The sequence below is a fragment of the Methylophilus sp. 5 genome, from assembly GCF_000515275.1.
In the GTDB taxonomy this organism is placed as follows: domain Bacteria; phylum Pseudomonadota; class Gammaproteobacteria; order Burkholderiales; family Methylophilaceae; genus Methylophilus.
The window spans coordinates 1701616-1724974 of the sequence record NZ_KI911560.1 but is presented as its reverse complement, the minus strand read 5'-3'; the positions used below and the strand labels follow the sequence as shown (position 1 = coordinate 1724974).

At 51.4% G+C, this 23359-nt stretch carries 19 protein-coding genes; 9 read left to right on the top strand and 10 right to left on the bottom strand.

Features of this window, described 5'->3' with window-relative positions; genetic code table 11:
- Nucleotides 1-927: 927 nt before the first annotated feature.
- A complete protein-coding gene (uvrD, locus tag METH5_RS0108255; protein ID WP_029148056.1) occupies nucleotides 928-3108 on the top strand; it encodes a DNA helicase II in 2181 nt (726 codons plus the stop codon).
- 150 nt (nucleotides 3109-3258) lie between these two features.
- The gene (locus METH5_RS0108250) at nucleotides 3259-5046 is read left to right on the top strand and encodes a GGDEF domain-containing protein (protein WP_029148055.1); all 1788 of its coding nucleotides are present in this window, start codon (nucleotides 3259-3261) and stop codon (nucleotides 5044-5046) included.
- A gap of 25 nt (nucleotides 5047-5071) precedes the next feature.
- Here METH5_RS0108250 and METH5_RS0108245 read toward each other — a convergent pair whose 3' ends face one another.
- From METH5_RS0108245 to METH5_RS0108230, 4 genes are all read right to left on the bottom strand, one after another.
- Nucleotides 5072-5857 carry a BPSS1780 family membrane protein gene (locus tag METH5_RS0108245; RefSeq protein WP_029148054.1) on the bottom strand — a complete coding sequence of 262 codons (786 nt, stop codon included), beginning with the start codon at nucleotides 5855-5857 and terminating at the stop codon, nucleotides 5072-5074.
- 29 nt (nucleotides 5858-5886) lie between these two features.
- A complete protein-coding gene (locus tag METH5_RS0108240; RefSeq protein ID WP_029148053.1) occupies nucleotides 5887-6813 on the bottom strand; it encodes a homoserine kinase in 927 nt (308 codons plus the stop codon).
- Nucleotides 6814-6852: 39 nt separating this feature from the next.
- Complete coding sequence (locus tag METH5_RS0108235; RefSeq protein ID WP_029148052.1) at nucleotides 6853-7194, bottom strand: DUF2782 domain-containing protein; 342 nt, start codon at nucleotides 7192-7194, stop codon at nucleotides 6853-6855.
- A 123-nt stretch (nucleotides 7195-7317) separates the two neighbouring features.
- Complete coding sequence (locus METH5_RS0108230; protein ID WP_029148051.1) at nucleotides 7318-8043, bottom strand: TIGR00730 family Rossman fold protein; 726 nt, start codon at nucleotides 8041-8043, stop codon at nucleotides 7318-7320.
- 95 nt (nucleotides 8044-8138) lie between these two features.
- Between METH5_RS0108230 and polA the strand changes: the two genes are divergently transcribed.
- The 5 genes from polA (at nucleotide 8139) to METH5_RS0108205 (ending at nucleotide 12252) form a co-directional block, all read left to right on the top strand.
- A complete protein-coding gene (gene polA / locus METH5_RS0108225; protein ID WP_029148050.1) occupies nucleotides 8139-10895 on the top strand; it encodes a DNA polymerase I in 2757 nt (918 codons plus the stop codon).
- A 115-nt stretch (nucleotides 10896-11010) separates the two neighbouring features.
- Nucleotides 11011-11274, top strand: coding sequence for a prevent-host-death protein (locus tag METH5_RS0108220; RefSeq protein ID WP_029148049.1), 264 nt, complete (start codon nucleotides 11011-11013; stop codon nucleotides 11272-11274).
- A 15-nt stretch (nucleotides 11275-11289) separates the two neighbouring features.
- A complete protein-coding gene (locus tag METH5_RS0108215) occupies nucleotides 11290-11565 on the top strand; it encodes a plasmid stabilization protein (RefSeq protein WP_029148048.1) in 276 nt (91 codons plus the stop codon).
- Nucleotides 11566-11675: 110 nt separating this feature from the next.
- A complete protein-coding gene (locus METH5_RS0108210) occupies nucleotides 11676-11894 on the top strand; it encodes a hypothetical protein (RefSeq protein ID WP_029148047.1) in 219 nt (72 codons plus the stop codon).
- Between the two features lie 118 nt (nucleotides 11895-12012).
- Nucleotides 12013-12252: a GlsB/YeaQ/YmgE family stress response membrane protein gene (locus METH5_RS0108205; protein ID WP_029148046.1), complete on the top strand. Its 240-nt coding sequence runs from the start codon at nucleotides 12013-12015 to the stop codon at nucleotides 12250-12252.
- A gap of 21 nt (nucleotides 12253-12273) precedes the next feature.
- Here METH5_RS0108205 and METH5_RS0108200 read toward each other — a convergent pair whose 3' ends face one another.
- Nucleotides 12274-13950 (bottom strand): diguanylate cyclase domain-containing protein, encoded by a 1677-nt coding sequence (locus METH5_RS0108200; protein ID WP_232410986.1) that lies wholly within the window; start codon nucleotides 13948-13950, stop codon nucleotides 12274-12276.
- Nucleotides 13951-14146: 196 nt separating this feature from the next.
- On the opposite strand from METH5_RS0108200, the gene METH5_RS0108195 reads away from it, so the two are divergent.
- Complete coding sequence (locus METH5_RS0108195) at nucleotides 14147-14887, top strand: molybdopterin-binding protein (RefSeq protein WP_029148044.1); 741 nt, start codon at nucleotides 14147-14149, stop codon at nucleotides 14885-14887.
- A 3-nt stretch (nucleotides 14888-14890) separates the two neighbouring features.
- Nucleotides 14891-15169: a YkgJ family cysteine cluster protein gene (locus tag METH5_RS0108190; RefSeq protein WP_081726719.1), complete on the top strand. Its 279-nt coding sequence runs from the start codon at nucleotides 14891-14893 to the stop codon at nucleotides 15167-15169.
- Here METH5_RS0108190 and lgt read toward each other — a convergent pair.
- From lgt to METH5_RS0108165, 5 genes are all read right to left on the bottom strand, one after another.
- The gene (gene lgt / locus METH5_RS0108185; RefSeq protein ID WP_029148042.1) at nucleotides 15166-15957 is read right to left on the bottom strand and encodes a prolipoprotein diacylglyceryl transferase; all 792 of its coding nucleotides are present in this window, start codon (nucleotides 15955-15957) and stop codon (nucleotides 15166-15168) included. The two genes, METH5_RS0108190 and lgt, sit on opposite strands and share 4 nt — an antisense overlap.
- 79 nt (nucleotides 15958-16036) lie before the next feature.
- Nucleotides 16037-17302, bottom strand: coding sequence for an MFS transporter (locus tag METH5_RS0108180; protein WP_029148041.1), 1266 nt, complete (start codon nucleotides 17300-17302; stop codon nucleotides 16037-16039).
- A 115-nt stretch (nucleotides 17303-17417) separates the two neighbouring features.
- On the bottom strand, nucleotides 17418-18881 hold the full coding sequence (locus METH5_RS0108175) for an efflux transporter outer membrane subunit (RefSeq protein WP_051412905.1): 1464 nt from the start codon (nucleotides 18879-18881) through the stop codon (nucleotides 17418-17420).
- Nucleotides 18878-22012, bottom strand: a complete 3135-nt coding sequence (locus METH5_RS0108170; protein WP_029148039.1) for an efflux RND transporter permease subunit — start codon at nucleotides 22010-22012, stop codon at nucleotides 18878-18880. Before METH5_RS0108170 ends, METH5_RS0108175 begins: the two co-directional genes overlap by 4 nt.
- Before the next feature lie 86 nt (nucleotides 22013-22098).
- Nucleotides 22099-23268 carry an efflux RND transporter periplasmic adaptor subunit gene (locus tag METH5_RS0108165; protein WP_029148038.1) on the bottom strand — a complete coding sequence of 390 codons (1170 nt, stop codon included), beginning with the start codon at nucleotides 23266-23268 and terminating at the stop codon, nucleotides 22099-22101.
- Between the last annotated feature and the right edge of the window lie 91 nt (nucleotides 23269-23359).

Here is a 23359-nt window from a genome sequence, read left to right as displayed (position 1 = left end):
TCAATTTAATTTACTGCAGATGCGCATGACAACCTGACTACGAATGCTAGAAAAAGTAATTCTTTGGTGAGCACTCACACACTCGCTCATTGTTTCGTCAATTTTTTCGCCTTGATGGCGAGTTACTTTTTTTGCTTGCCCCAAAAAAGTAACCAAAAAGAGGGCACCCAGCCATCACGGCCTGCGGCTCCCTTGCGTTGCTCAACAAAATAAGCGGTCACGAAACTCGCCCTGACAAGCCACACACAACGTGGCTTGTTGCGGAGCTCAAACAGTCGCTCCCTTTCTCCTTATTTTGTCTCCGCTACTCAGCGTAATGGAATGGGATTTATCTCATCTAAGCAACATCGTTGAAGTTTGGACGGTCAAAAACCAGATTCTTTTCTCTTCAACTCCCTTACGGTTGCAGTCGCATGGTGTTCGGGGTCCCCATCTGCCGCGCCGAGCAACGCAGGATTGGCGGGAGCCTTCGGTCATCGGCTGTCTGAATCCCGCAGCAGCTCACGGTTTGTGTGAGCTGCCAGGTTGAGTTTCGATGGCCGCCCGGCAAGCCGAGTAGCGCAGGATACAAGCGGAAGCTGGGGTGTCTTGTTCTTTGCCTTCTTTCTTATGGACAAGCATAAGAAAGAATGGTCGCCGAAAAGGCGAAAGTGATGGATCATCAAATAACCAAGCACCCATACTACGATGATGGTTGTCGCTTCGGGCAAGCAAAGAAAAGTAACTCGCCGAAAAGGCGAAACGCAACCTAACAAACAACCATAAACATGTGGGCATCAATGCCCACCCTACTACTCTACCTAATCAAAGAATAACCTTGTCATTGAAATCACACTAAGCCCAGATTGCAGCCCACGCTGGAATGGCGCATCGGCATTGGCCAAACAATCCGCCAAATTACCCTGCACATCATGCGATAATATCCGCATGCCATCTGAAACCAATCTCCTTCAGGGTCTCAACGACAAACAACTGCAAGCGGTCACCCTGCCGCATTTATCCGCACTGATTCTGGCCGGCGCCGGCAGTGGTAAAACGCGTGTGCTGACAACCCGCATCGCCTGGCTGATTCAAACCGGCCAAACCTCACCCATGGGCTTAATGGCGGTGACGTTTACCAATAAAGCCGCCAAAGAGATGCTGACACGCTTAACCAGCATGTTGCCGATTAACACGCGCGGCATGTGGGCAGGTACTTTTCATGGTTTATGTAACCGCATGTTGCGGGCGCATTACCGTGAGGCCAGATTGCCGAGCACGTTTCAGATTCTTGATACGTCCGACCAGCTGTCTGCGATCAAGCGCGTGATGAAAATGATGAACGTGGATGATGAAAAGTACCCACCCAAGCAGGTGATGGGCTATATCAATAGCTGCAAAGAAGAAGGCTTACGCGCCGAAACAGTGGATGCCTATGACGGCCACAGCCAGAAATTGCGTGAGATTTATGCGGCTTATGACCAGCAATGCAACCGCGAGGGCGTGGCCGATTTTGCCGAATTGTTGCTGCGTTGCTATGAACTACTGGAGCGTGAACCGCATATCCGTGCCCATTATCAGCAGCGCTTTCAATACATTCTGGTCGATGAGTTTCAGGATACCAACCGCCTGCAATATTTATGGCTAAAGTTGCTGGGTGGCGCGCACAATAGTATTTTTGCCGTGGGTGACGACGATCAGAGCATTTATGCATTTCGTGGCGCACGCGTGGGCAATATGACCGATTTTCAGCGCGACTTTAATGTACAAAACATCGTCAAGCTGGAGGAAAACTACCGCTCGCACAGCAATATCCTCGACGCGGCCAATGCGATCATCACTAATAACAGCAACCGCCTGGGCAAAAACTTATGGACCTCGGCGGGCAAAGGCGAGCCGATTCGTATTTATGAAGCCTACAACGATACTGACGAAGCGCAGTTTATTGTTGACGAAGTAAACATGCTGCAAAAAGAAGGCGTGCCGCTAGGCGACATGGCGCTGCTCTATCGCAGCAATGCGCAGTCGCGCATTCTTGAGCACACTTTGTTTTCAGCCAATATCCCCTATCGCGTCTATGGCGGCCTGCGCTTTTTTGAGCGCGCTGAAATCAAGCATGCGCTGGCCTATTTGCGCCTGATTGCCAATGCCAACGACGACACCGCCTTGTTGCGGATTGTTAATTTTCCACCGCGCGGCATTGGTGCCCGTGGGCTGGAACAACTGCAAGAAGCTGCGCGCCAAAACGAATGCAGTTTGTGGCAAGCAGCCACCAATAAAGTCGGCGAAGGCAAGCTGGGCAGCAAGGGGCTGGATGGCTTTGTTGCGCTGATTCGCCAGATGGTCGACCAAGGCTACGGCATCACTCTGGGCGAAATGGCAGAAATGGTCATCAACCTGAGCGGCCTGATGGCGCATTACCAGAATGACAAAGAAGGCGAAGACCGCATTGAAAACTTGCAGGAGCTGGTCACCGCTGCCGTTGCCTTTAGCAACCGCGATTTGGGCAACCATCATAATATGGAAGAAGATGCCGACCTGCTGACACAGTTTTTAAACCACGCCAGCCTGGAAGCAGGCGACCATCAGGCGGATGTGGGCCATGAGGCCTTACAGTTGATGACGGTGCACGCGGCCAAAGGCCTGGAGTTTCATAGCGTGTTTATTGGCGGCGTAGAAGAAGGTTTGTTTCCGCATGAGCAGGCGGCCTACGAAAATGGTGGCCTGGAAGAAGAACGCCGCCTGATGTATGTTGCCGTGACGCGCGCACGCCAACGCCTCTATCTCACCTATGCGCAAAGCCGCATGCTGCATGGCCAGGTGCGTTACGGCATTGCCTCGCGGTTTATTGATGAGATCCCGGCAGATTTGACCAAACGCCTCAACAGCAAGCCTGTCGCCAAATCGTATGCCGCGGGCGGGCAATATACTGCCCAACCGGCACAGGCAAGCAGTACACAAGCGAGTTACCCGTTTAAAATTGGCCAGAGCGTGCGGCATGGCAAATTTGGTGAGGGCGTGGTGGTGAGCTATGAAGGCAACGCGAATGACCTGGCGATTAAAGTGAATTTTGGCAGTGCTGGCCTAAAAACGCTGATGCTGGAATACGCCAAACTGGAAAAAGTTTAAGTAATCACGGCATTGTGAGCGCCATGCCCACACTGGCTGGCATGGCGCTCACATCAATATCTACCGTTGGCGTGGCCACGCCATCATTGTCATAAATATTTCATCAAGATTCAGGTCAAGAAACCGCTGCCAGCAGTCGATACTGCTTGCATGATATACGCCCCGCCCCAGCTCGAAGTGGAAGCCATCCTGGCACAGAAAAACCTGTTGCCGTTATTTCAACCGATTGTCGATATTAAACAAGCGTGCGTGTTTGCGCATGAGGCGCTGATCCGTGGCCCGGTAGAGTCCAGGCTGCATTCACCCATTGCATTGTTTAATGCGGCGAGTTTGTGCGGTTTGAATATTGAAATGGAGTATGCGGCGCGCGAGGTGATTTTTAATGAATATAGCCGCACCGATAGAGCCCACCCGCTGTTTGTGAATTTTAGCCCGGACTGCCTGTTATTAAACGAGGGGCATTTATCTTTTGGCCTAATCCAGCTGGAAAAATGCGGCCTGTCGCCCAGTGACATCGTCATCGAAGTCACCGAGAGCTCGACCATCCGTGACTATGCTGAGTTGCGCGCGGCAATTATCCGCTTTAAAGCACTAGGCTTTAAAATTGCGCTGGATGACCTGGGTGAAGGGACCTCCAGCTTGCGCTTGTGGTCAGAGCTTTCGCCTGAATATGTCAAAATCGACAAGCATTTTATAGCCAATATTCACAACGACCCCATCAAACTGGAGTTTGTGCGCGGCATACAAAAAATAGCGGTTGAATCGAATACACTGACTATTGCAGAGGGCGTTGAAACCAAAGAAGAGCTCGCGGTGATTAAAGACCTGAAAGTGGACTTTGCCCAGGGCTATCTGTTTGGGCGACCTTTTCCGAAGTTTCAGTACGCCTTGACCGAAGAGGTCTACAACTTGCTGCATAAAAACATTGTGCGCTTGTTTGCCGACCAGCAAAGCCATACGTCCAAGCAGGCCACGGTGGTTGGGCTAACCAGCTATCAGGCGGCCGCCTTTCCAGAAATGACCAACGAAGAGGTCTATAACTGGTTTAACAGCGACACCGCGCTCAACTCGATTCCGGTGATTAACCAACAGGCAACGCCGCTGGGATTAATTAGCCGCTACGACACCATAGACCGTTTTGCCAGACGCTACCAAAAAGAGTTACATGGCAAAAAGTCTTGTACCACCTTTATGGACACGCACTGCCTGATGGTGCAAAAAGACATGACGATTTTGGCCTTGAGTGAGTTGATTCTGGCGGCTGACCCCAAATATCTGCTCAATGGCTTTATGATTGTAGATGGTGAGCGCTATGTGGGCATGGGCAGCGGACATGCCTTGCTGCGCGAGGTCACCAATATGCAAATCCACGCTGCACGTTATGCCAACCCGCTTACCCTGCTGCCGGGCAATGTGCCTATTAATGCCCATATTGATAAATTGCTAGAGCGACGCATCCCTTTTGTCGCCTGCTATTGTGACTTAGACCACTTTAAGCCGTTTAACGACGCTTATGGTTATCGGCGTGGCGATGAAGTGATTCAGTTTGTGGGGCGTTTATTAAGCAGCATGGTGAACAATGAGCACGACTTTGTCGGCCATATTGGTGGCGATGACTTTGTGCTGATTTTTCAAAGCGAAGACTGGGAGGTCATTTGTCATGACATTCTGGAGACCATTGTGAAAGTGATGCCAGACTTTTATGACCTGAAAGACGTGCAACTGGGCGGCATACGCATAGAAGACCGCTTGGGCAACGAGCATTTTTATCCGTTTGGCAGTTTGTCGATAGGCGCTGTGCGCGCATGCTCAGACGCGTTTGCCAGCCATCACGAAGTAGCTGGCGCCATGAGCAATGCCAAAAAACAAGCCAAAAAAACCATAGGCAACAGTCTTTTTATAGAGCGCCGCAAACTGGCGCCGACGGCCACACCATAGCGATTGCCCAGGCAGAAAAACAGGTTTATGCCTGCGGAGCAGCTCTAAAAACGTCTTTATAACTGATGTACTGAAAAGCAAACATCAAGGCATTAATCACCAGCAACGCGGCAAACACCAAAAGTGGCATCAGCAACTGTGCCAACATGGGGATTAACGCGCCTAAAATACCAATCACCAGCCCCAAGCCCAGCATCACCACCAGCATACCAATCGTCATCACCAGCCAGGAAACTCCCATTGGCACGGTGTACTGCAACATGCCTGCAATGCTGGATTTAATCGCCTTGAGCAAGGGGTAGCCATTTAAGGCAATCAGCATGGGCGAAAACCAGGTGGCAATAAACAACGGCAGCAACAGCAGTAACACCTTGACGATAAAAGACAGGGTGTTTTCAAGAAACAGCGTCATTTGTGACTCGGTCATGCCGGCTTTGGTTGGCGCATGCGAAATCAGTGAAGCAAGCTCGCTGCTAAGCAAATAGGTGGCTAATACGGCATAGACCAGGCAACTGGCGCCGAGCAATACCAATGGTTTAAAGTGCTGTTGCAATTGATGCCATACCGCCGGCGGTGACATACTGCCCTGCAAATCTACCTGGCGGTATAACATCACCACCAATGCCATGCACACCGGCCAAATGACCACTGAAATCAAGCCCAAAAAGCCTAACATGGGCAATGAGGGCAAGACCATGAAAATCACGATATAAGCCAGCGAACACAACATCCAGACATGCGGCTGTGTTCGGAACAAAGCCACGCTTTCTTTCACCCAGCGCACACCGCGTTGGCTCCCGGTTTCTGTCATGTGTATCCCTTTTTTATATTCTTGAATCATTAAGTTAAAACTTTGCGATTGAGCAGCACCCGCTCAAAATACGCAGGGTCTTTGGCATGTGTCAGCTCACCGGTCACCGGATAATAAAAATCATACAGGCGCGATAACCAGAAACGCAAGGCAGCGCGACGCAACAAGGCAGGCCAATGCTTTTTCTCGGCCTCGGTAAATGGCCGTTCTGACTGGTAGGCGCTCATAAAGGCCGCCAGCTTGTCATCGACAAAGTTGCCAGTCGCATCGACGCACCACTCATTGGCCGCAATCGCTATATCGTAAGCCAGCACATCATGGCAAGCATAATAAAAATCAATAAAGCCGCCCAACGCATCGCCATCGAACAACACATTGTCACGGAACAAGTCACCATGAATCACGCCATGTGGCAATCGTGATAAATCCAGGCCATGCTGAAACTCTAATTCTTCTTGCAGCAAGTGCTGCTGTACTGGCGCCAGTTTTGGCATCACCTGTTGCGCGGTCATGACGCGCCAGCCCTGCCCGCGCTGATTGTGTGACTGCTCATGAAAATCCAGCCCGGCCACATGCATGCGTGCCAATGTCTTTGCCACGGCCTCAATCTGTTTTAAATTGGGCTGACTGACATCGCTGCCTTGCAGGCAACTCACCATTAAAGCCGGTTTGCCGTGAATACGCTGCAAGGCCGTGCCTTTAGTATCCACAATTGGCCGCGGGCATAAAATGCCATGGCGTGACAAATGCGTCATCAAATGGACAAAATAGGGCAGCTCATCAAAATCGTTTTTTTCAAACACAGTGAGCACAAAGCGCGCTTGACTGGTTTCAACGAAATAATTGGTATTGGTGATACCGGCAGCAATGCCGCGCAAGGTATGCAACTCGCCAATATTAAAAGGCGTCAGCCACTGGCGCACTTCATCTAAACTCAGGGTGGTAAAAACAGACATGGTATGTGCTAACCCGCCAGTGATGGCAGGCGATCAGAATTAGAATCGAAACAGAATCCATTTAGGAACGGAGAGTGGGCGTGTCGGGCCATCATGCACCCAGTCACCATTGCGGTCTTCGCGATGCAGGTAGTAAGGCTTACCACTTGGTGGCGTCACTTTTACCATATAAACCTCGCCATTCAGGCTATATTCCTCAACGTCATTTTCGCCATCTTTGCGCTTGGCAACACTAGGCTGGTCAATCGGCTGCCCTTCAATCACCTTGGGCGGCGGCGGCACCTCCTCAAGCAGCTCTGCATCTTTAGGGGCGGCAGCCCATACTGGCATCGCAATGGCGGCAATGCAGATGGCCAGCAATAAACGGGAAAAATCACGCATGGAGGACTCCTTAGTCAGTGATGACTATTCTAGCAAAAACCCACGCGCTGGCGGTCACTGCACTCATAATAAACTTACAAAATAATGCCCGGCAAGACTGACCGGGCACAACCAGGCAAACATTTACAGATAAAGCTGCATCTTGCGCTCGGTGGGGGTGAGCTCAAAACCGGTGGTTTCATAGTGTTTAAAAATTGCATCCACAATCTGCTGCGGCTCATCAATGATCTGAATCAGGTCCATATCGCCAGGAGACGCCATGCCCTCAGCCACCAGCGTATTGCGTAACCAGTCGACCAGCCCGGCCCAAAACTGGCTACCGACTAAAATAATCGGGATTTTGCGGCTCTTGCCGGTTTGCACCAGCGTAATCGCCTCCATCACCTCGTCCAGCGTGCCAAAGCCGCCCGGCATCACCACAAAGGCGCTGGCATATTTAACAAACATCACCTTGCGCATAAAAAAGTATTTAAAGCTGATGCCAATATCCTGATAAGGATTGCCATGCTGCTCGAACGGCAGCCTGATATTCAAGCCGACACTGGCGCCACGGCCAGGGAACGCGCCTTTGTTGGCTGCCTCCATCACGCCGGGGCCGCCACCAGAAATCACACTAAAGCCTGAGTCTGACAATAAACGCGCAATTTCTTCGGTGAGCAAATAATAAGGATGGTCGGGCTTGGTACGCGCACTGCCAAAAATGGACACGGCAGGCATGATGGCTTTGAGACTTTCAGTTGCCCCAACAAACTCGGCCATGATCTCAAAGGCACGCCAGGACTCATGGGAAACATCATCGCCATCCAACAACTCCGGCTCCACCATGCTCGGTAGCTTTTGACTATTCATACATCTATCTTTCAAATAACAATCCAAATTAGTGTACATGAAGTCGCTTTGAAATGCGTAAAATACGCCATTGATTTGATTCACGAGAACGCACAATGAAAACCTTGCTTCTGGTAGACGGTTCCAGTTACCTTTATCGCGCCTTTCACGCCATGCCTGATTTGCGCAACTCGGCCAATGAGCCGGTTGGTGCGATTCAAGGCGTGCTCAATATGCTGCGCCGCCTGCACAAGGATTACCCCTCTGACTACAGCGCCTGTGTGTTCGACGCCAAAGGCAAAACCTTCCGTGACGACCTCTACGCCGAATACAAGGCCAATCGTGCCAGCATGCCGGATGACTTGCGCGTGCAAATCGAGCCCTTGTATGAAACGATACGTGCGATGGGCTGGCCCTTGATTATTGAAGAAGGTGTAGAAGCCGATGACGTGATTGGCGCTCTGGCCAAACAAGCCGAACAACAAGGCATTAAAACCATTATCTCTACCGGTGACAAAGACATCACGCAGTTAGTCAATGCGCACATCACCGTCGTTAACACCATGCGTGACGCCTTCCGCAAAACCGATGATGTGCTGGATGTAGCCGGTGTTGAAAATAAATTTGGCATCCCGCCAGACAAGATCATTGATTACCTGATTCTGGTCGGTGATACCGCAGACAACGTGCCCGGCGTAGAAAAAGTGGGCCCGAAAACTGCAGTCAAATGGCTGACCGAATACGGCACACTCGATAACATTATTGCCAATGCCGACAATATCAAAGGGGTCGTGGGTGAAAACCTGCGCAAAGCCCTGCCCTGGCTGCCAACAGCGCGTGAGCTGATTACCATACGCTGCGATGTCGGCTTATGTGAAAGCTTTGACGAACTGACAACGCAAACGCCAGATAAAGAAAAACTGCTGGCCTTGTTTGACCATTTTGAATTCCGCAGCTGGAAGCGTGATCTGGATAAACTGGCTGATGGCAGCACCACTGACACAACAGCAAGCACGGCAATCAGCCAGCCACCATCGCAGCCTGAACACAGCTACACCCCAGACACGCGCCGCCAGTACCAGACCATCCTCAGCGAGGCTGATTTAGATGTTTGGCTCGCAAAGCTACAGCAAGCAGAACTGGTGTGTTTTGACACTGAAACCACCTCACTCGACGCCATGCAGGCAAAAATTGTTGGCGTCTCATTTAGCGTGACACCCGGCGAAGCGGCTTACGTGCCACTCACACACGACTACTTTGACGCCCCAGAACAATTGCCATTGGCAACCACACTGAGTAAGTTAAAGCCGATGCTGGAAAATGCCGCGATTAAAAAAGTGGGCCAAAACCTCAAATACGATATGCATGTGCTGGCAAATCACGGCATCCAGTTGCAAGGCGTGGCGCATGACACGTTGCTGGAGTCTTATGTGTTTGAGAGCCACAAAGGCCATGGCATGGACGAACTCAGTGAACGCCACTTAGGCATCGCGCCTATCAGCTACGAAACCGTCGCAGGCAAAGGGGCTAAACAAGTCAGCTTTAACCAGGTCACCGTTGAGCAAGCTGCTGACTATGCCGCTGAGGATGCAGACATTACGCTACAGTTGCACCAGGCGCTTTACCCGCAAGTGAGCGCCTCGGACAAACTCAATTTTATTTATCAACAGATTGAATTGCCTAGCATGCAGGTGCTGCAACGCATAGAGCGAAACGGCGTATTGATTGATAGCCATATGCTTAATCGCCAGAGCAATGAAATCGGCCTGCGTTTGGTAGACATTGAAAAACAAGCGTTTGAACTGGCCGGGCAACCGTTTAACCTCGGCAGCCCCAAACAACTGCAAGAGATTCTGTTTGGTAAATTGGGCATCAAGCCGCTGAAAAAAACGCCGTCTGGCGCACCGTCTACCGACGAAGATGTGTTGCAGGAACTGGCGCTCGACCACCCTTTGCCCAAAGTGATTCTGGAACATAGAAGCCTGGCCAAACTAAAATCGACCTACACCGACAAACTGCCCAAAATGATCAATGCGCAGACCGGGCGCGTGCACACCAACTATAACCAGGCCGTCGCCATTACCGGCCGCCTGGCGAGCTCTGACCCCAACTTGCAGAATATCCCGGTGCGTACTGCCGAAGGCCGCCGCATCCGCGAGGCATTTGTGGCGCCAGCAGGCGCGCATATCGTGTCAGCTGACTATTCACAAATTGAATTACGCATCATGGCGCACTTATCACAAGATGCAGGCATGCTCACCGCGTTTGCCAACAATGAAGATATTCACCGCGCGACAGCAGCTGAAATCTTCGGCGTAGAAAAATCCGCCGTCGACAACGAACAGCGCCGCTATGCCAAAGTGATCAACTTCGGCCTCATTTACGGCATGAGCGCATTCGGCCTGGCACAAAACCTCAACATTGAGCGCAGCGCCGCCGCCAACTATATCGAACGTTATTTTGCGCGCTACCCAGGCGTGAAAGCCTATATGGAAAACACCCGCGCGCTAGCCAAACAGCAAGGCTATGTAGAAACCTACTTTGGCCGCCGCCTGTGGGTGCCCGAAATCAACAGCGCCAATGTGCAACGCCGCAACGGCGCCGAACGCGCAGCCATTAACGCACCCATGCAAGGCACCGCCGCCGACCTGATCAAACTGGCCATGATTGCAGTCGACCAATGGCTGACCGCCGAAAAATTGCAGACCAAACTGATCATGCAAGTACACGATGAACTGGTGCTGGAAGTACCCGACGCCGAGCTGGCGCTGATTCAGGAAAATCTGCCAAAACTGATGCAAAGTGTGGCGACGCTGGATGTACCGTTGCTGGCTGAAGTGGGTAGCGGCAGCAATTGGGAAAGCGCGCATTAATGATGCGTTGATCATCAACCTAAATGCAGAGATAAGTGACGGTCTCTCTTAATATTTTTCGCATCACAGAATATGGTTTAAAATACGATCAATCGCACCATTAAGGATGCTAATCATGCAACAGTTGACCGCAAATGATTTAAAAACTAAAGGCGTTGCCGCCATTGAAGCTTCTCTGGAAGGGCAAACAGAGGTGGTTGTTTCTGTGCGTGGCAAAGATAAATATGTGGTGATGGACTTAGCGCAGTACCACTATTTACGCGAGTGTGAATTGGAAGCGGCGCTGGCTGAAAGTCGCGCTAATTTGGCAGAAGGCAAGTTTGTCAAAGAATCCGCTGAAGCACATTTGACACGTTTGGATCATTTCAATCAGCCTTAATAGCGGTGAACTAAAGTGAGTTTCAATTTAGTTTTTACCGAGCAATACAATAAGCGGGCTGCACGCTTTTTAAAACGCCATCCTGAGTTACGGTCGCAATACTTAAAAACATTACAGTTGCTTGAAGCCAACCCGCATCACCCCTCATTGCGCTTATACCCACTCGCTGGCAAATTAAGCGGCTTGCACTCTGTGTCTATCAATCTGTCGTATCGTATTACCTTGGAGTTGATTATTCAAAATAATGAGATCACTCCTATCAATGTGGGTGATCATGATGCTGTTTATTAAAACAGCAAGCAGATTGGTTTAAGCGAGCAACACCTGGCAGCAAAGCCGCACATTAAACCTGCAGCGTATGTTAAGGTAATACATCACATGACTTATTTGGAGGGTACGCGATGAAGTCTTCGCTTATGATCGGCATTATCTTGGTCGCTTTTGGCGTAGCTGGATTGGTTTTCAAGGGCTTTAGCTATGAAAGCAAAGAAACCGTGGCTAAACTCGGCTCTCTGGAGGCCAGTGCAGAAATCACTAAAGACGTCGAAATTCCGCAAGCATTGAGCATTATTGTGCTGGTGGCAGGGGTGGCGATGGTGCTGGTGGGGTTAAAAAAATAACTCGAGGCGCGCCAGCTTGCCAGTCTTTTCTGACAGGCAGTTCCTACAACCACTGACAGATTGCAGCAACCACTTTGGTTAGCATACGGTTTCATCACAACAACAAAGGGAGATTCACATGCTTTGGACAATAGTCGTTGGTATTATTGCAGGTTGGCTGGCTGGTCTGATTATGAAGGGTGATGGCTTTGGCCTGATCTGGGATTTGATTTTAGGCATTGCGGGCGCGGTGGTTGGTGGCTGGCTGTTTGGTTTGCTGGGCTTAAGTGCCAGTGGCGGCCTTGTTGGTAGCATTATTGTGGCTACCATTGGCGCGGTGTTCCTGATCTTTATTTCGCGCGTGCTCAGAAAAGCCTAAACGCATCTCTTCATCTAAACACTAAATGCTGGAAAAGATGACTTTTCCAGCATTTCCTTTTTTTGCCTGATACATCGCCGCATCTGCTTTTTGCAGCAAGGCTTCAATTTCTTCTCTTTTTTGCGGCCAGGCAAAGGCCACGCCGATACTGCAACCAACCGTGATTTCTTGCCCGGATTGCAGCCTGATGGTTTTTTGAATGGTGTCGATCAGCTTGTCTGCAATCTTGCTGGCGAGCGTTTCCGGGTGATCGGTGAAGGTGAGCAGAATCACGAACTCATCGCCGCCATACCGGCACACCATATCATCCTCACGCAGCACGCTGGGGATGCGTTGTGAGACCGTGATCAAGACCTCATCACCTGCGGCATGTCCTAGCTGGTCATTCACGGCTTTAAATCCGTCTAAATCCAAAAACAGTAAAATCATGCCGCGATTCACGTTGTGCGCATGCGCGCCGCTGGCAATGCCTCGCATCAGGCTGAGTAAGCCACGCCGATTAAACAATCCAGTCAACGGGTCCTCGGTCAGCAGTTTTTCCAGCGCGTTTTGCTGGGTGTGAAACGCGGTCATGTCCATCAAAAAACTAATACAAAAATTGGATTCATTTTCAACCACGCGGGTCAGCGCAATCCTGAGCGGGATTTCGTGGCCATCGGCATGAAAGCCTTTGCGCTCGGCCACCATTTTTTCAGTCGTATCCAGTTGCCTGCGTTTTTTGGCATAGGCATTCAACTGTTTCCAATCGGGGATCATTTTTGAAATATGTTTGCCGATAATCAACTGCGCCTGATAACCAAACATACCCTCAAAGGCGCGATTGACCATGTTGATAAAGCCCTTGGCATCGGTGATGACAATGGCATCAATCGAGTTTTGAAAGATCACCCGCATTTGATGTTCTTTGAATTGCAAATCACGGCCTAGCTGACGTTGCCTGGCAATCATATTTTGCGCCATGGCAGCACCGATCAAGGTCATGGCCCCCAAGGTCACCAGTGTAGACAGATACCAGCGGTCTACGGTTGGTGCTGGTTCGACAAATTCGGCGATGCCCACAAACGTGGCGGCTGCCATGCCAACATAATGCATCAGCGTAATGGCTGCCCCCATTACCAACCCGCTCACTAGGTGGCGCCAGGCGCGTAGCCGTTGTAACCGCTCACATTGCTGCCTAAACCATAAGGCGAGTACGGCCAACAACACCGCAACCACCACAGACATCATGACCCACCATGGTTTGAATGTCATGGTGGCGGCAGTGCGAATGGCTAACATGCCGCTGTAGTGCATGACACCAATGCCCAGGCCAATAATGACGCCACCTAACCATAAATGTTTGACGCCGCGCTCAGTGTGCGAGATCCAGCGCATCGCCGCCCAGGAGGCGACAAACGCGGGCAAAATCGAGAGCAAGGTGGGCAGCGGCGCATATTTCACAGTGACGCAAAGCTCGAATGCCAGCATGCCTAAAAAATGCATGCTCCAGACGGCGGCACCCAATGCAATGGCGCCACTCAGCAGCGCAACCTTTTGATCTCTTTTTAACTGAAACTGTGTGGCCAGGTCGGCCAGATGCATGGCTAAGATAGAAGCAACCACGGCAATAAAATAAGACAAAGCGACCATCCATCCTGCATAACGGGAGAGGATGATGGCACCTGCTGGACTCACAAAATCAAACAAAAAGTTCGTCAATTGCTGTTATCCAATCACACATGGTGACTTTGTCAGGGCGTGGTGCAGCGGCTCAACTCAGCCCGCGCTTGCACACACTGCTGGCGCTAATTAATTTTTGTGATGCGTGTTTCACGACAAAACAAATTTAAAAGCGCTGACTGGTATTATGATGACCTTGAAAAACACTTTCAAAACACATTTACGCAAATTAACCATGAATCAGTTTGGTATTTATATTATTGGCGATGAAATCCTCTCTGGCAAACGTCAGGACGCCCATTTAAGCAAAGTGATTGCCCTGCTGTCAGCCCGCGGATTGCAACTGAGTTGGGCACATTTTATTGGCGATATTCCCGACCAAATTACCAGTCACCTCAAAGCAAGTATGGCGCGCGGCGATGTCGTGTTTAGTTTTGGCGGCATAGGGGCCACGCCAGATGACCATACCCGGCAATGTGCCGCTGCCGCTGCGGGTGTCAACATTGAACGCCATGCCGGTGCGGTGGCCAATATCGAAGCGCAGTATGGTGAAGGCGCCTACCCTAAGCGCGTGTTGATGGCCGAATTTCCGCAAGGTTGCGATCTGATTCCTAACCCGGTTAACCGCGTAGCGGGATTCAGCTTGAATCAGCATTATTTTGTGCCGGGCTTTCCTGAAATGGCGCACCCGATGGTCGAATGGGTGCTCGATACTTATTACAGTCACCTGTTTCATACAGCAGACTACCTGGAACAAGCCATTGTGGTGACTGAGGCGGGTGAAAGCGACCTGATTGATTTAATGCATCAGGTGCTCAGCCGTTACCCCATGCTCAAGCTGTTCAGCTTGCCGCGCACCAATCAACGCCGCACCACTGAAGTCGGGCTAAAAGGACAAAGTGACGCGGTGAAACAGGCCATGCAGGATTTAAAGGCAGGGGTCTCAGCACTCGGCTACCCCTGGGTGGATGTTTAATCCGTGGACTGTCGTCCGCAATGTGGCGCATGTTGTATTGCGCCATCTATTAACAGCGCCATCCCTGGCATGCCGCATGGCAAGCCAGCCGGGGTGGCCTGTGTGCAACTAGATGAGTTATTCAGATGCAAGCTGTTTGGCAAACCGGAACGACCAGCATTTTGTGGTGGCCTGCAGCCCAGCCTGGAGATGTGCGGCGATACGCAACAGCCGCGTGACTATGCCATACACTGGCTGAGCGCCCTGGAGTTAGCCACACAGCCAGATTCAACCCTTAATTAAGGGTTGCGATACGCCCAGCGCATCATGCCCAGCCCGACCAGAATCATGGGCACGCACAGCCACTGCCCCATACTCAAACCCAGTGATAACAGGCCTAAAAAGCTGTCCGGCTCACGCGTAAATTCGACAATAAATCTAAAGCTGCCATAGCCTAGCAAAAACATGGCTGAGACAGCGCCTATTGGTCGCTTTTTACCGGCAAACAACCATAAAATCAGAAACAGCGCGATGCCTTCCAGCGCGAATTCATATAACTGCGACGGATGGCGCGCTAACTGGTCAACGGCAGGAAACACCATGCCCCAATCGGCATTGGTCGGGCGCCCCCACAACTCAGCGTTGATAAAGTTACCTAAACGCCCTGCCCCCAGGCCAATTGGCACCAATGGCGCGACAAAATCCATCAATTGTAACCAGACCACACCACGTTTGCGCGCAAACAAAGCCATCGCCAGCATGACACCGATAAACCCACCGTGGAACGACATACCACCTTGCCACAGCGCAAAAATTTCCAGCGGGTGCTGCAAAAAATACGCAGGCTGGTAAAACAGCACATAGCCCAAACGGCCACCAAACACTACGCCCAGCGCGATGTAAAACAGCATATCGTCCGGGTCACGTGCTTGCCAGGGTGATGCGGCGTCGAGCCTACGCAAACGGTTGACCTGATATTGTCCCAGCCATAAGCCACCAAAAAAACCGACCAGATACATCAAGCCGTACCAGTGAATGCCGAAACTGCCGATTTGCAATGCAATAGGGTTAAAGCCCGGATGGGTAAACATACCGTGTCACCGTGAGAAAAATTGCATTATACCTGCTACCAGCACAAGAACAGATGCGAACAAGCACAGTGCTTGCAGCTTAGTCTGCCAGCACTGCGGGCGAGGTCATGTGCCACACGGCCAACAGACTAATCAAGGCCATCAGCGACATATACGCCCCTACCCAGGGCAAGCCACCTTGCTGCACCAAAAACTGTGCAACGGCTGGCGCAAAAGACGCGCCTAAAATACCGCCCAACTGGTAGCTGAGGCCTGCGCCGCTATAACGCACCGCCACCGGAAACTGCTCGGGCAAAAAAGCGCCCATGGGCGCAAACGTCACCCCCATCAAAAACAGGGCCGCAAATAAAAACAGTACGATACATAAGCTATCACCGCTGCCCAGCATAGGGGCCAGCGCAAAACCAAGCATCACCGCCAGCATTTGCCCTATCATCAGCACCGGGCGCCTGCCGATGCGGTCGGCCCACCAGGCAGCGAGCGGTGTGGCAAGCGCCATACCGAGCACAGCAATACACAGCAAGCCCAAAAACAATGGTCGCGGTATATGCAGGGTTTGTGTGCCATAGCTCAGGCAAAATACCGTCGCCGTGTAAAACAGGTGGTAACACACTGCCATGGCCAGCGCACCCAGCACAATCGCACGCCCGTGTTGCAACAACAGCGCCTTTAACGGCCAGCGGTGCAAATGCTGTGCCGATTGCGCCTGTGCAAACACTGGCGTTTCGGCCAGTTTAAATCTGACATACAAGCCCACCATCACTAGCGCCGCACTGATGATAAACGGCACGCGCCATCCCCATTGCTCAAACTGGCTGTCACTCAAGCACACACTCAAGCCTAAAAATGTCAGTGTCGCCAGTAAAAACCCAATCGACGGCCCCAGTTGCGGAAACATGCCATACCAGCCACGTTTGTGCGCGGGGGCATACTCGGTCGCCAGCAATGCGGCCCCGGCCCATTCGCCGCCGAGGCCGATGCCTTGCGCAACCCTGAGCAGACAAAGCACGATAGGCGCCCAGACACCCCAACTGGCATAGCCAGGCAGCACACCAATCAAAAAAGTCGCGCTACCCATCACCAGCAAAGAGGCCGCCAGTGTTGATTTACGACCAATGCGGTCACCAAAGTGGCCAAACAACAAAGCGCCGACGGGCCGCGCAATAAACGCCAGGCCAAAAGTAAGTAAGGCATTTAAAGATTGAATAGCGGGGTCACCCGCAGGAAAAAATACTTGCCCGATCACCAACGCAGCCGCCATGGCGTAAATATAAAAATCGTAGAACTCAATAGCGGTGCCAATGAAACTGGCAAACGCAATATGCTTTAAAGAAGGTGTGGTCATGCCCGCATCTTAAAGGCGCCCGCAGCTTTTGCCTAGCCAATAAAAAACCGGGCTAACGAAACCTCGTTAGCCCGGCTAGCTCACACATACAACAAAAGAATGACTTTTTAGCGCGTTATTTCTTAGACTCGGCTTCGGCTGTGACGCTCTCTGGCTTCCAGCCGCCGCCCAATGCTTTGAACAAATCAACCGAAGCGGTTAATGTGTTCTGGCGACTCTGTACAACCGCTTGCGTGGCCTCATTATGGTTGCGCTGTGCATCGAGCACCTCAAGGTAGCTGGTATAACCTGCCTCGTAGCGATTTTTTGCAACGCGCAGAATATTGCCAGTGGTTTTTTCTTTGGACTCGGCCAATGCCTCCTGCTCGCGGTATTGCTGCGCGTTCACCAGCGCATCACTCACCTCGGTAAAGGCGGTTTGCAAGGTGCTTTGATAGGTTGCCAGCACTTGTTTTTGCTGTGCCGTCGCCTGATCTAAACGGGCATTCAGACGACCACCGTTGAAAATCGGCATACTAATATCAAGCCCCAGTGACCACACGCGTGCGGGTGATTTGAGCAAGTTGTTGAGCGCGATACTCTCACCACCGTAAGTCGTTGATAGCGAAATGCTAGGGTAAAACGCGGCACGTGCCACGGCAATATTAGCATTGGCTGAAACCATGTCCTGCTCTGCCTGGCGCACATCCGGTCTGGCTTCCATCAACGCAGAAGGCAAACCGGTTGGCGCGACGGGTGGCGTTGGCATGGTCATCAGGTCACCAGCGGCAATTTTTAAGCCCAGGTCATTAGTCAGCAAACCAAGTTGATGCTCACTCAAGGCACGCAAACGCTTCAATTCCAACGTTTGCGTTTGCAATGTGGTCACCACCAATTCGGCCTGGTGGGCATCCAGGATAGTCGACACACCGCCTTCGACCCGGCGTTTGGCCAAGTCGAGGCTGTCTTGTGCGGTTTTGAGGTTTTGTTCGTTAACCAGCAATTGCGCATCCAGGCTGCGTATCATCAGGTAATGATTCGCCACCAGGCTAGAGAGTGACCAGGTCACGGCCTCTTTGGCATAACGTGTCGCCAATAACTGCGCACGTGCAGCTTCATTGGCGCGGCGCAATTTACCCCACAGGTCGAGCTCATAGCTGCCGTTCAAACCAACTTTGTAGGTTTTACGCGGGTTGTTACCAAACACCGGAAACACGCCAGACTCGGTGACGCGGTTACGCAAACCGGAGCCTGTGGCTGTCACGGTAGGTAGCAAATTGGCACCAATTTCGCGCATTTGCGCATCTGCCTCTTCAATGCGTGCAACCGCCAGTTGCACGTTATTGTTTTTGGCTAATGCCGTGTCTACCAATTGGTTCAACTGGCTGTCATTAAACAAGGTCCACCATTGTTGCAAGGTCAGTTGCTGCTCGGCGCTGAGTGCGTTGGCACCCGTAGCGCCATATTCGGCTGGCAATTGTGGCGCCGGACGCGAATACAAATCACCCAGCATCTGGCAACCAGTCATAGACAAGGTCAGCAGCCCCAGCAGCAATGACTGCTGTAATGGTTTTAATGCAAATTTTATGGTCGGTTTCATACCGATTCCTCTTCTACAATATGCCCATGGTGACGCACTTTTTTCTCATTGGTCAGCCAGGTAAAGAACAACGGGATAAAGATAGTGGCAATAAAGGTCGCCAGCAGCATACCGCCAAACACACCAGTCCCCATGGATTGACGCGCTGCCGCACCCGCACCGGTCGCGAATACCAGCGGGATAATCCCCAGCATAAACGCCATCGACGTCATCACAATCGGTCTGAAACGCAAGCGTGCAGCTTCCAGTGCAGCCTCAGCCAACGGCATGCCTTCTTCCATTTTTTGCGAGGCAAACTCCACGATCAGAATCGCGTTTTTAGCCGCCAAACCGATCAGCGTAATCAGCCCGATCTGGAAGTAAATGTCGTTGTTCATGCCACGTGTCAGCACGGCGATCAAGGCCCCTGTCATCGCGAACGGAATCGCCATAATCACCGCTAATGGCAATGCCCAGGTTTCAAACTGTGCCGCCAGAATCAAGAACACCATGATGGTCGCAAACGCAAAGGCAACCAGCGCGGCAGAACCAGTACGATTCTCCTGATAAGCCTGACCAGTCCAGGCAATCTGGTAACCATCCGGCAGGTTTTCCTTGGCAATCTTTTCCACCAGCTTGATCGCGTCGCCCGAGCTCACACCTGGCGCACCGCTACCAAATACTTTGGCAGACAGCAAGCCGTTGTAACGTTCTAACTGCTCGGCACCGACAATATTGCTGACCTTGGCCAGGGCAGACATCGGCACCATATTGCCGTTAGGATTATCTTCCGTTGGCTGGCTACGCACATACACCTTGCCCAAGTCTTCCGGCTTCATGCGGTACTCAGCCTCGGCTTGCAACTGCACTCGATAAGTACGGCCACTACGGTTAAAGTCGTTAACGTAAAGCGAACCCATGGTGCTTTGCAAGGTCGCGTAAATATCCGCAATTTTCACGTTTTGTGACAGCGCCTTGGCTTCATCTACCTCAATAAACAACTGCGGCACGGTTGGGCGGAAGAAGCTGTTAATACCGGTCAATTGCGGACTCGCACGCATCGCATCCATAAAGTTATTCATGACTTGCGCCAGCTTGATCGGATCGGTATCACCATGGCTTTGTACATACACCTCAAACCCACCGGCAGAACCCAGGCCACGAATTGCTGGCGGGTTCACCGCAAAGCTCAAACCGTCTGGCTGACTCATGCCGATGCCAATCAGTTTGCCCACCATTTGGTCAGCATTGGTGGTGCGTTTATCCCAGTCTGTCATACGCACAAACATAGTGGCAGCATTGGTTTTGTTAGCGCCGGTCAGCAATTCAAAGCCGTTCACAGCAAATTCATGCGCAGTGGCCGGATCTTTGGCAATCGTCGCACGAATATTTTCTGTGGTTTGCGACGTACGTTTCAAGGTTGCGCCATCCGGCATCACCACAATGCTGATCACATAGCCTTGATCTTCTGGCGGTACAAAACCACCTGGCACGGCACGGAACAAGAAAATCATGACAACAACCATGGCACCAAACACTACCGCACCAATAATTTTGTGATGCAGGGTCAGGTTAACCGTGCCGGTATACAAGTTGGTCAAGCGGCTAAAACCACGGTTAAATTTTCTGAAAAAGGCGTTTTCATGGTGGCCATTTTTCAAAATCATGGCGCACAGGGCTGGCGTTAACGTCAACGCCACCACGCCTGAAATCACCACAGAAATAGCCACTGTTACCGCAAACTGGCGATACAACTCACCAGCAATACCGCCCTGGAAAGCCACCGGCACAAACACCGCGCACAGCACCAGTACAATCGCCACCACCGCCGCTTGTACCTGGGCAATAGATTTAATGGCCGCATGCAGCGGGTTCAGGTTTTCTTCCTTCATCAGACGCTCGGTGTTTTCGAGCACCACAATCGCGTCATCCACCACAATACCAATCGCCAGAATCATGGCAAACAAGGTAAGCAGGTTGATTGAGAATCCAAACAGATACAAACCGGCAAACGTACCGATAATAGAAATCGGCACTGCGATCATCGGAATCAAGGTTGCGCGCCAGCTTTGCAAGAACAGGAACACCACCAGCACCACTAGAAGCAGCGCTTCGCCAAAGGTATGAAACACTTCTTTGATGGTCGCTTTTACAAAGTCACTGGTGTCATATGGAATGTTGTAGTCCATGCCTTCAGGAAACTTGAGCTTCAACTCGTCCACTTTGGCCTTGATGGCTTCGGCAGTTTCGAGCGCATTCGCACCCGTTTGCAAAAAGATAGGCAACGCAACCCCAGGCTGTCCATTGAGGGCAGACGCCACGTTGTAGGTTTGTGCACCCAACTCAATACGCGCGACATCTTTCAGGCGCAGCACGCCGTTAGGGCCTTGCGCACGAATAATAATATTACCGAACTCTTCTGGCTCGATTAAACGGCCTTTGGCAGTGACGGTAAACGCCAGTTGCTGATTAGGCGTGGCTGGCTCGGCACCAATTTTACCTGCCGCATACTGCGCGTTTTGCGCGCCAATGGCGGCAGAAATATCACTGGTAGACACCCCCAGTTGCGCCATACGGTCAGGACGCAACCAGACGCGCATAGAGTAATCCTGGCCACCAAAAATAGTGACATCGCCCACGCCCTTGATGCGTTTAAACTCATCCAGCACATTCAGCGTGGCATAGTTACTCAAGAACAAGCGGTCATGCTCTTTTTTCTTGGAGATCAGCATCACCACCAACAAGATGTCGTTGGAGCGCTTTTGCACTACAACGCCGGTCCTGCGCACGTCTTCTGGCAAGCGCGGCAAGGCAATATTGACGCGGTTACTGACGTTAAACGTCGCCTGGTCAACATTGGTGCCAATATCAAACGTGGCGGTAATGGTTAAGGTGCCGCTACTGTCTGAGCTTGAGTTAAAGTAAAGCAGGTTTTCCACCCCACTTAACTGCTCTTCAATCGGTGCTGCCACGGTTTTAGACAGTGTTTCAGCACTGGCGCCAGGATAGCTGGCCGTAATCAACACAGTTGGCGGTGCAATTTGCGGATATTGTGCAATCGGCAATTTAAATGCCGCAGCCAACCCTGCCAACACGATGATGATAGACAGCACGCTGGCAAAAATCGGCCGTGTGATAAAAAATCGGGTCATATCGTTTTTCCTGAGACGGGCCTGAAGTTAGACTCAGGCCCCAGATAACATGATTAAATCGAAAACAACATTAAGCACTTACCAAATTAGCTTTTGGCTTGTTCGCCTGCTGGCGCAGCGTCTGCCGCATGCGGTGCCACCGGCGCGCCTGGACGGACTTTGATCAGGTTATCAACAATCACCTGGTCACCTGCTTTCAAACCATTCAGCACAATCCAGCGATCATTAAACCAACCACCAGCCACAATCGGCCGCACGGCAGCCACGGTTTTGCCTTCTTTGTCTTTTTCAGCCACAAAGATAAATTTACCTTGCTGACCGGTCAATATCGCAGTTTGCGGAATCAGGAACACGCCATCGCGTTGACCAGTAGTCAGGCGCACGCGCACAAACTGTCCTGGCAACAAGGCGTGATCAGCGTTTTGAAACTCAGCGCGTAACTGTTGTGTCCCTAAAGCCGGGTCAATCTGGCTGGCAGAAAAGTTGAGTTTGCCTGACTGTGGATACTCACTGTTATCCGCCAGAATCAGTCGCACATCCTGCACACGGCCTGGACGCAAATGGCCGCCCAGCGTCAGTAAATCAGACTCAGACAAACTGAAACGCACCCAAATTGGCGAGACTTGTACAATCGTACTCAGCAACGTGGTGTTTGCACTTGCCAGCGCACCTTCAGACAACACAAAACGCCCAGCAATACCGCTTTCTGGTGCTTTAACATGGGTATAAGACAAGTTTAGTTCAGCTTCACGCAATTGCGCCTGGTATTGCAGCAACGTCGCTGCCGCCACCGAGTTATCAGAGGCCGCATTGTCATACTCGCGCTGACTGATAGATTTTGTTTCCAGCAAGCCTTTCAACCGTTGCGCTTCACGCGCAGTTTGCTCAATGCGGGCTTTTTGCTGCGCAATTAACGCTCTTGCCTGCTCAACCTGCAACTGGAAAGGCACCGGGTCAATCAGGAACATATCCTGACCGGCTTTCACCGATTCGCCTTCTTGATACAAACGTTTTAACACAATGCCGCCCACACGTGGACGCACTTCAATTTGCTTAGCACCTTCAGTTTGTGCCACCACTTCGGTTTGCACCGGCACAGTTTCTGCTGTCACCGTTTGCGTGGTCACCGGCATGGCTGGCATCGCGCCCGCCGCCGGGGCTTGTTCGTTGGATGATTTTCCGCAGGCACTCAATACAATGCCCAAAGCAAGCACGAGCAGCGTACGACGAGGCTGGATAGTCTGTGAAATCAACATGTTATCCTCTAAAAATTTTTAAAATAGACTTGATTACATACAGTCTTGGATGTATATTATATACAAACACGAATGTATGTAAATGGGTTTT